The organism is Vibrio rhodolitus (assembly GCF_003350325.1).
Classification (GTDB): Bacteria; Pseudomonadota; Gammaproteobacteria; order Enterobacterales; family Vibrionaceae; genus Vibrio; species Vibrio rhodolitus.
This window is the reverse complement of the sequence record NZ_QLYZ01000005.1, coordinates 39914-53627: the sequence shown is the minus strand read 5'-3', so window position 1 is coordinate 53627 and position 13714 is coordinate 39914. Positions and strand designations below refer to the sequence as shown.

Here is a 13714-nt window from a genome sequence, read left to right as displayed (position 1 = left end):
CTTCACTCGCTCCCAAAAAGATAACGTAAGTCTATTGACCTAAAGTCTAAATGCGGAGCGCTCTCAGTAATGAGAAAATAAGGGCTGATTGGGTGCAGAAAGGAGAGTAACACCGCATCTGGTTACTATATTCGCCATCATCTTTGAAAGGAATCAAGGTGCACAGCCCTAACCTCACCCAACCTCGCATTACGCTATTCAACTCATATTCTCTGGCTGGCTTTGGCGCCACCTTGGTAGGCAATGGGATTGGTCGTTTTGCCTACATTGCCATGATGCCTGCACTGATACATGCCGGATGGTTTAACCAAGCACAGGCATCTTATCTTGGTGCTGCCACCTTGGTCGGTTACATCCTCGGTGCGCCACTTTGCCACTATTTAAGCCGCTTCTTTTCTGTCGTCAGCTTGATTCGCGCGGCTATGTTACTCAGCAGCTTGAGCTTTCTTGGCTGTGCTTTGCAAGATATCACGTTTAGCTATTATTTCTTTCTGCGAGCACTCGCTGGGTTAACTGGCGCAATGCTGATGATCCTCGCACCACCTCTTATCGTGCGTCTCCATCCTCCCGAAGTCAAAGCAAGGATAAGCGGCATTATTTTCTCCGGTATAGGTTTGGGCGTAATGCTGGCAGGCTGCCTATTACCCATCATTTTGCAGCAGAGTATTTCCGCCGCTTGGCTCTTACTTGCTGCGATAACCTTTCTCACCACCTTTATCACTTGGTCGACTTGGAAAGCAACCGATACAAATACAAGTTTTGGGCTCTCTTCTGCCAAGCTCAACACTTTATCTAAAGCGCAGCAACGCACACTAACGTTGCTGGTTTTGGCTTATGGGCTCGATGCGATTGGTTACTTACCGCATACTCTGTTTTGGGTCGATTTTATCGTGCGAGATCTCGATAGAAGCCTCACCTTTGGCGGCGCCATGTGGGCAATTTTTGGAGTGGGAGCCGCGCTTGGTCCCATTCTAGTCGGTGCAATTGGTGACAAACTTAACCTTAAGTTCGCCCTATGTGGCGTGCTGCTGTGCAAAGCTTTCGGGGTGTTCTTACCTACAATAACCACTAGCCTAGTTGGTTTAATCATGTCATCGCTGTTGGTTGGCTTATTTACCACAGGTGTTGTAGCGCTAATTTCAGCTTATACGCTTGAGTGCGTGGGATACGAACTCAACACCAAAGCTTGGGGTTTACTCACTATGGCATTTGCGGTTTCTCAAGGGTTATTCGGTTATCTGTATGCTCATCTTGCGCCAAGCATTGCTGACTACCAGCCGCTATTTATTGCCAGTACGCTGGCATTAGTTTGCGCCTCAATGCTAGTCGCATTAAGTCGTTCCAGACCTTCTCATTCTCAATTTACTCACCTCAAGGATGCCCGATGAAACTCTACTTAAATGACACTTCGCCTTTTTCACGTGTGGCGCTCGCAACCGCTCTGCTGACAAATGATCAGGAGTTCGAGTTGGTGTGGGTCGATCCATGGTCATCACCAACTGAGCTTTTGCAGGTAAACCCATTTAGTATGATCCCTGCACTCGAACTGCGCAGCGGTCATAGCCTCATCGAGAGCCTAACCATCTGCCAGTACTTAATAGCTCGATTCCAACCAAATGCGATTCAAGAATTCAACTTGGCAGATGAAGACGAAAGTAAACGAACCGGCATAGCAAAAACGCTAATGGAAATTAGCTTTAAATCCGTTGCGTTAGGGCGCTTTATCGACCTACCAAATAAGCTGCATCAACGGACAATAGAAGCCGTTCAGCGTGCCATGATTGAGCTAAACCAATATTTATCCGAGTATCAGCATCCACAAAGCACACCGACAATTGCACCTAGCCTTGCCAACCTCTACTTACATTGCGCACTAGACTACGTTGCGTTTCGTCAGCCTGAGTTATTTAAGCTGTATGCACAACACTCCATTGAAGAGTTTATGTCTCACTCACCGTTTAACGAGGTGCTAAATCACATCAGCGTAGCGAAACTGGCAAGCAAGCCAAGTTTCGCTGATTTGGCATAGAAACAGATCGGGTGCTGTTGCGATTAAATCGCCGCGACCATTTTTTGCAGTAGGGTAATCATCTGCTGCTGCTCCTCTTGATCAAGGCTACTTAGCATTTGCTGATTGATCTCGACAGGAATTGGGATCAGCGCCTTTTCAAGCTCACGTCCTTGCGCTGTCAAATAAATACGATGTGTGCGGCGGCTATTTGGATCAGCACGTCTCTCAACCAAACCAAGCTTTTCTAACTTATCGAGCGTGCGGGTGGTGGTTGAATTCTCCACTTTCGACTTGGCTGCAATATCGCGCTGCGTCACCCCCTCTTCTTCCCATAAGCACATCATGGTTGGCCAGAGCGCCACACTTAGACCATGTTTTTTGAGCTCAGCATCAAACATCTTCTCCGCTCGACCAGCTACAACATTTATCATCCAACCAAAGCTGGTTTGTCGATCAAATTGTTCACTCATTTCTCTACCACATAGGACTAAACTGAAAATGCAATTATTGCCATAGTAACTAATGCTGCCGCAACAAGCATTAAAAATGCGAACGCTTGCGAAGCAAACTGTGGTTGTGCTGCCTTTGGCAAAGCGTTGTCAGGTACAGAAAAATCCAACTGATTAATTGATTGGTTCGTTGTGCTAAAACCCGTCACCATGGCTTTGACCAACGGCTTGCCACGCAGTTTATAGACAAGTATTGCGACAAGGTGCAACGCTACCAGCATAGGAAGTATATTGACCAATACTAAGTGCATCGACTCAACCACAACAAAAACATCATCATTTAGCCAAACTTGAGACATTGGCAATCCATCAAGTAGCCCTGCTAATGCTAAACCAGAGAGGCATTGCAAAAGCAAACTCGCAACTAATGCTATCACCATCCACGCCCCTAGAGGGTTGTGACCAAGCTTTGCTTTCATTTTACCTGTCACATAGTGCCAAGTCTTTGTTGGAGAATAGACAAAGGTAACAAAACGACTGGTTTCACTGCCGACAAATCCCCAAATAACACGCCAAAATACCAATACTAGTAAGGCAATGCCCAGCTCAATATGCGGACCATTACCCGACTTACCACTGGCCATTAAAGCGACAAATAGACCCGCTTGCGTCCAATGATAGAGGCGTGTTGCGCCGTCCCATACTTTAATTTTCATTTTATACCTATCCGCTTTTCATAATTGAATTAGTTACTTAAGGCACAATCCTTGGTTACCTTCTCTCGAACGCCATTTAATTTACACAACAACAGTTGCTTAGGCAACTGTTGTTGTGTAAATTAAACTCACTTCCTAACATGAGAAACTAAAAATGAAAAAATCAATCTTGCTACTTACATTGCTGCTATCAACTTTTACTTGGGCTAATAACAGTGCTGATGTCATTGAAGCTCGTCAAAAGGCATTTAGCCTTATCGAAGATCAGCTCGATAAAGCGAGTGATCTAGTCGATGGCAATGACACTAATTGGCAACAACTCGAACTCGTTGCCAAACAGCTCACCCATGCAAGCCACACAATAAGCTTCCCAGAGGGAAGCCGCGAAGGCAGCAAAGCAAGTGACAAAATATGGCAAGACACGACCAAATTTGAACAGCTAATGGCACAAATGGATCAAGGTATTAGTGAGTTGTATCAAGCTAGCCAGCAACACAATGCTTCGATGGCAGAAGATGGCATTGATAAAGCAGAGAAAACCTGTCGCAGTTGCCACCGCGCTTATCGTTCTCGTTAACAATGAGGAAAGATCAGTATGAATAGCAAAATCAAAACCATGCACCGCACTTGTGCCATTCTGGCATTTTTGACGATTGCCTGTTTTTTTAGCGCTTCAGTGCTAAGTGAAGTATTAGCTTCCACTCAAACCATCGCAGCGGTAAAACAAGTCATTGCGTATGCAGTTTGGGGACTCATTCCTCTAATGGCAATTACTGGAGCCACAGGCGCTAAGTTAGCACCTAAGATCAAAATGGGCGTTGGACCAATTGGACGTAAAAAGAAACGCATGCCAATTATCGCGATTAACGGCTTGGTTATTCTCTTGCCAGCAGCACTGTACCTAAACTCGCTCGCTAGCCAAGGTGATTTTGGCACTAACTTTTACGCAGTGCAGTTGATTGAGCTACTCGCAGGCGCAACCAATCTGACATTGATGGGGTTAAGTTTAAGGGGTGTACTTAGAATGAAAAAGCGCCCACGTTGAGGGCGCTTTAACCTAAACAACTTAGTTGTAGATCATTTCAGAACGATATGCACCAGCCGCTTCATCAAAACTAAGACGCATATAACCAGAGTTACCGGTTCTTCGGCTACCTGCAACATAACCACTCTGGCAACCGAATCCTTCATGTTGATAGCCTAAATATTCAGCGACAAGAGAAGACAATTGAACTTGAAAGCTACGCTCACAAGAATCTAGCCGCTCTCTTGCTAGCTTTATTACATCCGGATTATTTGAATCTATGTAAACTGGAACAAGGTAGTTGTTTTCATACAAAAAACTGCCTTTTCCTGCAGTATTATCTGTAACATTCTGCCCATGATCAGAGGTGACAATAAACGTCCATCCGCCTTCTGACTCGTGAATGATATTACTCATTTTCTCCAGCAGGAAATCCGTGTAATAAACACTATTCAAATATTCATTTTGAAGAGTTTCCTGTCCAAAAATCTTCATGTCACTAGGTGAACGCTCGATATAAGGTTCATGTGAACCACTCGGATTTAAAACAATAAAGTTTTTCCCATTTGGATCAATTTCACTTAACCATTTTACAAGCTGTACATCATCAACAGATTTATCTTTGTCACCTGTAATATCTTCTGCATCTGCATATTCATCAATCCACGCAGTTCCTAAGGACGATACCAACGCCAACCCAGAACTCATTTGACTTGAATAAAAATACGTTTTGTAGCCCTGCTCTTTCGCCAAACGAAATAAATTTGTATCCCCCGCAGCGATCTGCTTTAGCGCATTCGGTTTTTCAATCATGTTGAAAAAGAAAGGCATACTTACATCCGTAAACAGTCCCCCAGAGAACCCTTGACCAAAGTAAGAGTTACCCGCTAGCTTTTGCATATCAAGCCATGGGGTAGTTTGCGCAGAATAGCCAAAAGAGCTCATATACGATGAAGATAAGCTTTCACCCATATAAATCACAATATTGTTTAAGTTCGGCGAATCAAGCTTCTCCGGTGCACTGCGTGTAACAGATTTAACACCCGAAATCCCCAGGACTTCTTCGGGGAACGTGTGGCTAGCAAAATAACCCAACGTGTATATGGACGTCTTAATAACTGTGTGTGATATTTTTGGAAGACGACCAAGAGATATGTCTTTATCCAAAGTCATTTTTATCGGGTAAAAAATCAAAACACCAGCACCAATAAAGCTCAAGATATGAGATTTAAATGTGTTTTTCCGTCTACTTAGCAACATTGCGACAATAAGCAATGAAACTAAGATTACAGCTACAATTGTTGAGTATTGGTAATGTATAACGCTAACACTGGCTTGATAAACCTCAGTAAACTTCTCGAATAGTAGCCATAAATCCATTGGAGAAATCCAATAGCCAAAATAGCTCAAATTTGAATATTGAATAGAGTAAGCCGCAATAACAAATACTGAGTATACAAGCGCAATCAAAGTCGATTTAGCATGGCATACAATAACGCCAACAAGTAAACCATAGCCTACAGAACTCCAAATAGAAGCAAGCGGTGCTAGATCTAACTGCTGCCTGATGACGACTTCAGAACAAGTAACAACAATGGAAAATAGAATTGGTAATAAAAAGAAAAACCTATCGTATTTGATAGGTTTTAGATACTTACTAAACATAGACAAAAAAACTACGAAAGAACAACTGCTTCAACCACCGCTTAACAAACTTATAAACGGCAGTCTTTAAAAAAGGGAAGCGATTCTCTTACAATTGCCTATGCATTACAAATAATTAATTCTGCGCGCGTTGCCACTGCACTAACCACTTATCAAGTTGATTGGCAAACTGCTGACGGTCAGCTTGATTAAGCGGTGCAGGACCGCCGGTTTGGATTCCGCTGCTGCGCATGGTTTCCATAAAATCGCGGATATTGAGACGCGACTTAATGTTCTCTTTGGTGAACAGCTCGCCGCGCGAGCTAAGTGTATGCCCACCTTTGGTAATCACTTCATCCGCCAATGGAATATCACTGGTGATCACTAGATCGCCTGCCTGTGAACGTTTAACGATTTCATTGTCGGCAACATCAAAGCCCGCCTCTACTTGCAGCATGGTAATATTGGTCGTTGCTGGCGTGCGAATAAACTGGTTGGCAACCAAAGTGACTTCTACGCCGGTGCGCTGCGCAGCTCTGTACAGAATATCGCGAATCACAACTGGACAGGCATCCGCATCAACCCAAATCTTCATTAATTAGTATTCTCATTTATTTGAACTGTTCACATTGTAACGGCTTAACCCTGCGATACCTATGACTAATCTTACCGGAGCCAACAGCAACTTTCTCAGAGTTAAGTGCCAGTACCTCTATGCGGCGTATTTCTATTATAAATCATGCACTATCACCGAAGTTAAGCTAAGTTCGTTAATCTTTAGCCGATGTTCTTTTCTTTCCAACTCCATATAGCGTGCGCAAAATCACCATAATCTGATAATTTTGCTCAAAACATACACATTAAATATGAAATAAATCACATTTATTTAGTGATTGTGATCACATCTATAACCACAAAGAAACCTTTTTCCTTCTTATTTTACTCTTTCCACTGCTAACCTCCTGCACCTCCCCATTGGAGGGGTAAAACTATAAGGAGTGTTCAAAATGAATACCAAGAAACCGATGTCGCTAACCGGTCGCGTAATTTTAGGCATGGTAGCGGGTATCTTGACGGGCTTTGCCATTCGAGCCCTGTTTGCTGACAGCGGATTTGTCGACGAGTATGTAGTAAATGGACTGTTTGAAGTTGGTGGACAAATCTTTGTCGCTAGCTTGAAGATGTTAGTTGTACCGTTAGTCTTTGTCTCTTTGGTGTGTGGCACCAGCTCTCTTAAAGACCTTTCAACCCTTGGTCGCATGGGTGGTAAAACCCTCGCTTTCTATATCGCCACCACCGCCATCGCGATTACCTTAGCTCTGACGATGGGAACCCTATTCCAGCCAGGTGCTGGTGCCGATCTGACCGCAGCAAGCACTTTCCAATCAGCGCAAGCGCCATCGCTTGGTCAAGTGATCATCGATATGTTCCCAACCAACCCTATCAGCGCAATGGCTGAAGGTAAGACCCTGCAAGTAATTGTATTTGCGGTACTGTTTGGTATTGCCATCAGTGCAGCAGGTAAACCGGGTGAACGCATCGCTGATTTCTTCTCAGATCTGAATGAAGTGATCATGAAGCTTGTTGCTATCTTGATGAACTTGGCACCTTTTGGTGTGTTCTTCCTGATGGCAAAACTGTTCACCGATATTGGTCTTGGTGCCATCATCAACCTAGCGGAATACTTCTTAGTACTTGCAGGCACCCTGCTGCTACACGGTCTTGTGACTTACAGCGTAATGCTAAAAGGCTTTACTGGTCTTAGCCCAATCACCTTCCTGCGTAAGATGGAAGACGCGATCATGTTTGCCTTTTCAACGGCTTCATCAAACGCAACCATTCCAGTCACAATGGAAACCGCGAAGCACCGTATGGGCGTTGAGAACCGAGTTTCTTCATTCACCATTCCATTGGGCGCAACGGTCAACATGGACGGCACTGCGATCATGCAAGGTGTGGCGACAGCCTTCATCGCTCAAGCATTCAATATTGATCTGACTATGATGGATTACCTAATGGTTATCATGACAGCTACTCTTGCATCCATCGGTACTGCAGGTGTCCCTGGCGTCGGTTTGGTAATGCTGGCAATGGTATTAAACCAAGTTGGTCTGCCATTAGAAGGTATTGCCCTGATTATGGGTGTTGACCGTCTGCTGGATATGATCCGCACTGCGGTAAATATCACCGGTGATAGCGCGGTCACTATTATCGTGGCGAAATCGGAAGGCGCACTGGATGAGGCTCGTTTTAATGATCCTCAAGCCGGTGTTGCAGAAGAAGAAGTTCATCTCAAACGAAGCCAAGCGTAACGTAACTTTACAGTGTAAAAAACCACCGCGTGCGGTGGTTTTTTTATGAAATTTGAAAGCGTTAGGCGATAGACTAACGATAAAGCAGTTACTCTGTCATTGAGCTCCACTTATCACGCGCTTGCGCTTCATGTTCATCGGTAATCGCGCTACCTACTGAATTTGCAGCCAAGGTTAGTGCTGCCATGTCATCGGTAAAACCCACACCTGCCATCACGTCTGGCACCATATCCGTTGGCAAAACAAAGTAAGCTAACGCACCACCTAGCACCGCTTTATGGCGCACCGAAGTGTTGGAGTCAGCAAGAGCTAGCCAAGATTTAATTCCCATCACAGCAAGTTCTTCACCAGCTCGCTTGGCGGATTTCTTCATTTTATGCCAAAACGTTTTTTCATCTGGCGTTGCTGTTTGCTCTAGTTGCAAAGCGACATCTTGATCAAGCTGTGGATTTACTAAATTTACATTGTTGTTTGTTAATGAGGTCATCAGTTCCTCCTCACTTATTCTGTCTAAATTTATCTTTATGTCACTCAGCATAGATGAGTCAAGATGAACACAAGATTAATATTGCGGTTATTGTTCGTTTTATATATCAATTTTAGTGACAACGTCACTACGATTACCAAAGACAAAAAAATCCCCAAACCGAAGCTTGGGGATGGATATTAGGGGAACTTTGACTAAATTTTTGCGCTTATTAAGCGGCGATTTTCTCAAGCACACGCATCAGCATACGGATACGTGGCTCAATCGAATCTAACTGTAGGTATTCAAGGTCGCTGTGGAAACCAGCGCCAATCGGACCAAAACCATCTAGGGTTGGAACACCAAGAATTGCGGTGTTGTTCGCATCTGAACCACCACCCACTTCTTGCCAGCCGATAGTGATATCCAGCTCTTGCGCAGACTCTTCCACCAACGCCATTAGCGCGTGGGTTTTGTCAGTTGCAACCATTGATGGCTTGTAGGTTTCACGTTCTAGCGTAATCGTCACACCATCAACAAACGGCGTTTCAAGCATCGCTTTTAGCTTAGCATCCACATCCGCATACTCGTCATTGCTCCAGAAGCGCACATCCACTAATGCTGTCGCGTGGTCAGGAACGATATTCACCCCTGTACCGCCGTTCACAACGCCAACGTTAAGTGTCGTGCCTGACTCGAAGTTAGTCATCGCATTAATAGCTAAGATCCAGTTTGCCATCTCAGTGATTGCACTGCGACCTGCTTGCGGATCGTTACCGGCGTGTGCCGCTTTGCCACTAAAGGTTAGCTTGTAACCTGCTAGACCTTTGCGTGCTTTTACAAGACTACCGTCAGCGCGAGCCGCTTCAGCAACCAATACATTGCGCGCATTTTTCGCCACAGATTGCAGCCACTCAACTGAATCTGTAGAACCGGTCTCTTCATCAGGGTTCATGCAAATGCAGATAGATAGCTTGTCCAGTACTGCTTGGTCTAGGTTACGCATCGCGTAAACCACGTTTAGCAGACCCGATTTCATATCTGATACGCCAGGACCGTATGCTTTATCAGCACCCGTGGTCATTGGACGTGCAGCCGCGGTACCTACTGGGAAAACAGTATCCATGTGACCAATTAGCATCACATCAATCATCTCTGCTTCTGGTTGGTTGCGGATCTCTAGACCGACACCCGCTTTACCACAATCGATGCGTTTCACGCTCCAACCAGACATCTCAGCAAATTTCGCTTCAAATTGGCTAGCAATAAACTCAATGCCTTCTAGCGTGTAAGTGCCGCAATCCACATCAATCAGTGGACGTAGCTCTGCTAAATATTGTTCAAGTGAAAAATTCATCATCACTCCTTACACAAATAGGTTCATCACTAACATTGCACCAAACGCATTTAGCACAGAAATAGCGATCATAATTGGAATGTAACGACCTTCAGTGCCGATAGGACCCATGATACGACCCATGTACTGCACTTGTGAGCCCATTAGGTAGATAGCTGGAGCAAGAATCGCAATGTGTGCGCCGTTTAGAATGCCTTGGTCAAATAGCGTGATAACCACACCAACCGCGCCGCCCATTGACATCCACGCACCAATTAGCACTGCTGCTGCTTCGCCAGGAAGACCAAAGACTGCCATGATAGGTGCAAAGATTGAGCCCATCAGGTCCAGCGCGCCAGTAATTTGCAGCGCTTTGATGATCACAAACGCCATCAATACGTTAGGTACTGTAGAGGTAGTCGCAATTACCCAACCCTTTTTCGCACCTTCAACGAAGATGTCCGTTACCATAGGTTTTTTCGCTTTTACTTCGCTCATTTTGCTGCTTCCTCTTGTAGCTCAGCTGATTGGTTTTTGTCTTCTTTGCCTTCTGTGATGTTTAGGTAAATGCGGAACAAGTTCGCGCCGATAAACTTAAACAGGAACATCACACCTACAGCCAAACCAATTGACGATGACACAGCTAGAGAGCCGTCAGCCAGAGTTAGCGTAAATAGCACTGCACCAGATGAGAAGAAGTTAACAATCGCCGCACCTGCGGTGAATTGGAACATAGTGAATACGTCAGTTTCACGTTTAGTCAGACGACCTTCATCTTTAAGCTGACGAGTCATTGCTGCGCCTGCATCAGTACTTTGTAGCGATGCGATTAGCGCTAGACCTGAGCTACCTGGGATACCCATCAGAGGACGTAGTAGTGGAGAAAGCAGTTTACGTGCCGCATCTAGTGCGCCGTAGTGCTCAAGAACATTAATCACGCCAAGAGCGAACATCACTGTTGGGATCAGCGTCAATGCGAAGATAAAGCCATCGCGCGCACCGCTACCACCTTTACCACGGAATGACGTGGTTGCCGCTTCAACACCTTCAGCGGTTTCTTGTACGCCGTATGCGACTTTACCAAACGAACCATTTAGCGTGGTAAAGTCGAATACACCGTACCATTCGTTAGATTGCATTAAGCCTGAGAAAAACACGACAGCGAATGCGAGTGCGACATAGCATCCCCATGTCACCTTGCGCTCGATTGGGTTAGGAGTGGACATATTTACACCTTATTAATTAGACAGAACAACAGAGCTACACGCCCGTCGCTGGAAAATTCGTTCTATAAAAAGCGTTTTATGTCAGCGTCAGGTTAGTAACCCTGACGGATTTTGTGGGAATTATTGTGCTAGAAATCTGATCCGTATCAATGCGAGATTAAATCTGTTCACACTCTTCAATTTGGTGTCATATTTTGTGATATAAAGCAAAAATAGCATTTAATACCACTCATTATTAATAACATTGCAGCTCATAAAGATTCATAAAATTCTTATAATTTATTAAATTATAAGAGATTCAAACGAATACCACTTACCTCACAAACATTCTGTAAAAAGGGCTTTAGAATGTGCCCAGTTTCTTAAACCGCGCCGAGTCAATTCATGCCTGAATAATAAATCAAACAGTCACACCACCCTCAACATTGCAGTCGCCAACTCTGCAACAGGATCGGTAAGACTTATAACAAGATATATGCAGCAAGCTGTGAGACTGCATCAATAATCTTTGGTTCGAGCGTTGAAACAACACTGTAAAGTCGAATTTTCAAGGAGTTGAAGTAATGAAAAGCTTGTGGCCATTAATGATTGGCCTAATATTTTTGCCCTATCCCGCATTTGCAGCAAGTAGCGAACTATCCCCTCTTGATCTCACCCAATCTACTATTGGCTACGCTGCACTAATTATCTTTGGTATTGCCTACACCATTGTCATGCTCGAAGAGTATCTGCAACTGCGCAAATCTAAACCCGTGTTACTGGCTGCCGGCATCATTTGGGCGATGCTTGGCTATGTCTATTCACAACAGGGGCAGATGGAGGTAGCGCATGCCGCACTCGAGCACAACTTGCTCGAATATGCCGAACTACTTTTGTTCTTATTGGTCGCCATGACCTATATCAGCGCGATGGAAGAGCGCAGACTATTTGATGCGCTACAAGCTTGGATGGTAGGTAAAGGCTTTAACTTCAAAGCACTGTTTTGGCTGACCGGTATCCTGGCGTTCTTTATTTCCCCTATAGCCGATAACCTCACCACAGCTCTGCTTATGTGTGCCGTGGTAATGAAAGTCGGTGGTGATAACACCCGTTTTATCAACCTTGCCTGCATCAATATCGTCGTCGCAGCCAACGCAGGGGGCGCGTTTAGCCCATTTGGTGATATCACCACACTGATGGTTTGGCAGGCTGGGCATGTTTCTTTCTCAGAATTTATGCCACTGTTTACCCCATCAGTCATCAGCTATGTGATACCTGCGGTGATCATGTCTTGGTTTATTCCCAATGCCAAACCAAACGTCGCCCACGTGCATGTCGAGCTTAAGCGTGGTGCACGCCGTATCGTAGCACTGTTTATTCTTACCATTGCCACTGCAGTGGCTTTCCATGCGGTACTGCACTTCCCGCCAGTGATCGGTATGATGATGGGTCTCGCCTATCTGCAATTCTTCGGCTTTTTCTTGCGTCGCACACTTAAACGCTCGTTAGCCCGTAAAGCACAAGTCGCCATTGCTAACCGCGACGACCTAGCGCTCAAACGTTTAGGCTCAGTGGTACCGTTTGATGTCTTTCGCCGAGTCTCCCATGCCGAGTGGGATACGCTACTGTTCTTCTACGGCGTGGTAATGTGTGTTGGTGGTTTGAGCCTGATTGGTTATCTCAACATGGTCTCTGAAATTATGTATTACCAATGGGATCCAATCTGGGCCAACGTCATGGTCGGTATTCTCTCAGCGATTGTCGATAACATTCCGGTGATGTTTGCCGTGCTCACTATGGAGCCAGAGATGTCGATGGGTAACTGGCTATTGGTCACCTTAACTGCCGGTGTCGGCGGCAGTTTGCTCTCTATCGGCTCTGCAGCTGGCGTAGCATTAATGGGCGCTGCGCATGGTAAGTACACCTTCTTTGGTCACCTAAAATGGGCGCCGGTTATCGCACTGGGCTACATTGCCAGTATCGCCGCCCACCTATGGATGAATAGCGCACTGTTCTAAGCGTTTTTTTCGCCATTTTGGCTGGTTGGCTCTGTCCAATCAGCCATTTTCTAATTCATAACGATTTTCACAACAGGAAAATGCTGACTATTTAGTCAATACTCAATAGGACTTTTATCAATGGAGAGGTCTTATTATGTATCGAATCCCTTTTTTAGCCGCAATGCTTAGCTCCCTACTGTTTGCTCCGATAACGCTTGCCGATCATCACGGTAACTCCGAAATGATGGATGACTCGAAACAAAAAATGATGGAAAAACGTGATAAGGCAATGGGCAAAGCCGATGCTGAAATGAAAAAAGAGAAAGGAAAGCACAGTAAGGATATGCCTTGCTCTGAACAAGGTAAATGTGATGAGGCGAAACTCAAGTCTGAAATGAAACGTGAGGAAGGCAAGCTCAAATCAGACATGAAACATGAAGAAGAGAAAGTCGATAAGATGCTTGATAAAGGTGAGGGTAAAAGAGAAGAGATAGAAGACAAAATGGCGGACAAAATAGAGAAAGAAATTTAGCCTGTTCATGCTAAACTCA

15 protein-coding genes are annotated in these 13714 nt (G+C 44.9%); 7 read left to right on the top strand and 8 right to left on the bottom strand.

Annotated features, from left to right (window positions below):
- Positions 1-158 precede the first annotated feature (158 nt).
- Together DPF93_RS06860 and DPF93_RS06855 are read left to right on the top strand one after the other, a co-directional pair.
- The gene (locus DPF93_RS06860; protein ID WP_244204695.1) at positions 159-1388 is read left to right on the top strand and encodes a YbfB/YjiJ family MFS transporter; all 1230 of its coding nucleotides are present in this window, start codon (positions 159-161) and stop codon (positions 1386-1388) included.
- Positions 1385-2029, top strand: coding sequence for a glutathione S-transferase family protein (locus DPF93_RS06855; RefSeq protein WP_114765471.1), 645 nt, complete (start codon positions 1385-1387; stop codon positions 2027-2029). The genes DPF93_RS06860 and DPF93_RS06855 overlap by 4 nt, the downstream gene beginning before the upstream one ends.
- Before the next feature lie 23 nt (positions 2030-2052).
- Here the strand turns inward: DPF93_RS06855 and DPF93_RS06850 are convergent, their stop codons facing one another.
- On the bottom strand, positions 2053-2481 hold the full coding sequence (locus DPF93_RS06850) for a MarR family winged helix-turn-helix transcriptional regulator (RefSeq protein ID WP_114765470.1): 429 nt from the start codon (positions 2479-2481) through the stop codon (positions 2053-2055).
- Positions 2482-2498: 17 nt separating this feature from the next.
- Positions 2499-3170, bottom strand: coding sequence for a cytochrome b/b6 domain-containing protein (locus DPF93_RS06845; RefSeq protein ID WP_114765660.1), 672 nt, complete (start codon positions 3168-3170; stop codon positions 2499-2501).
- 160 nt (positions 3171-3330) lie between these two features.
- Here DPF93_RS06845 and DPF93_RS06840 point away from each other — a divergent pair, with 160 nt between their 5' ends.
- Both DPF93_RS06840 and DPF93_RS06835 read left to right on the top strand, forming a co-directional pair.
- Positions 3331-3753: a c-type cytochrome gene (locus tag DPF93_RS06840; RefSeq protein ID WP_114765469.1), complete on the top strand. Its 423-nt coding sequence runs from the start codon at positions 3331-3333 to the stop codon at positions 3751-3753.
- 18 nt (positions 3754-3771) lie between these two features.
- A complete protein-coding gene (locus tag DPF93_RS06835) occupies positions 3772-4221 on the top strand; it encodes a hypothetical protein (protein ID WP_114765468.1) in 450 nt (149 codons plus the stop codon).
- A 21-nt stretch (positions 4222-4242) separates the two neighbouring features.
- Here DPF93_RS06835 and DPF93_RS06830 read toward each other — a convergent pair whose 3' ends face one another.
- Together DPF93_RS06830 and DPF93_RS06825 are read right to left on the bottom strand one after the other, a co-directional pair.
- The gene (locus DPF93_RS06830) at positions 4243-5865 is read right to left on the bottom strand and encodes a sulfatase-like hydrolase/transferase (RefSeq protein WP_114765467.1); all 1623 of its coding nucleotides are present in this window, start codon (positions 5863-5865) and stop codon (positions 4243-4245) included.
- Positions 5866-5980: 115 nt separating this feature from the next.
- A complete protein-coding gene (locus DPF93_RS06825) occupies positions 5981-6439 on the bottom strand; it encodes a YaiI/YqxD family protein (RefSeq protein ID WP_114765466.1) in 459 nt (152 codons plus the stop codon).
- 412 nt (positions 6440-6851) lie between these two features.
- On the opposite strand from DPF93_RS06825, the gene DPF93_RS06820 reads away from it, so the two are divergent.
- Complete coding sequence (locus DPF93_RS06820; protein WP_114765465.1) at positions 6852-8156, top strand: dicarboxylate/amino acid:cation symporter; 1305 nt, start codon at positions 6852-6854, stop codon at positions 8154-8156.
- An 88-nt stretch (positions 8157-8244) separates the two neighbouring features.
- On the opposite strand, the gene DPF93_RS06815 is transcribed toward DPF93_RS06820, so the two are convergent.
- The 4 genes from DPF93_RS06815 to DPF93_RS06800 form a co-directional block, all read right to left on the bottom strand.
- Positions 8245-8643, bottom strand: coding sequence for a YkvA family protein (locus tag DPF93_RS06815; RefSeq protein WP_114765464.1), 399 nt, complete (start codon positions 8641-8643; stop codon positions 8245-8247).
- A gap of 211 nt (positions 8644-8854) precedes the next feature.
- Positions 8855-9979 carry a M20 family metallopeptidase gene (locus DPF93_RS06810; RefSeq protein WP_114765463.1) on the bottom strand — a complete coding sequence of 375 codons (1125 nt, stop codon included), beginning with the start codon at positions 9977-9979 and terminating at the stop codon, positions 8855-8857.
- Between the two features lie 9 nt (positions 9980-9988).
- Positions 9989-10456, bottom strand: coding sequence for a YjiG family protein (locus DPF93_RS06805; RefSeq protein ID WP_114765462.1), 468 nt, complete (start codon positions 10454-10456; stop codon positions 9989-9991).
- Positions 10453-11184: a nucleoside recognition domain-containing protein gene (locus DPF93_RS06800; protein WP_114765461.1), complete on the bottom strand. Its 732-nt coding sequence runs from the start codon at positions 11182-11184 to the stop codon at positions 10453-10455. The genes DPF93_RS06805 and DPF93_RS06800 overlap by 4 nt, the downstream gene beginning before the upstream one ends.
- Positions 11185-11747: 563 nt before the next feature.
- Here DPF93_RS06800 and nhaD point away from each other — a divergent pair.
- Positions 11748-13181, top strand: coding sequence for a sodium:proton antiporter NhaD (gene nhaD, locus DPF93_RS06795; RefSeq protein ID WP_114765460.1), 1434 nt, complete (start codon positions 11748-11750; stop codon positions 13179-13181).
- 136 nt (positions 13182-13317) lie between these two features.
- The gene (locus DPF93_RS06790; RefSeq protein WP_114765459.1) at positions 13318-13695 is read left to right on the top strand and encodes a hypothetical protein; all 378 of its coding nucleotides are present in this window, start codon (positions 13318-13320) and stop codon (positions 13693-13695) included.
- The last annotated feature ends 19 nt before the right edge of the window (positions 13696-13714 follow it).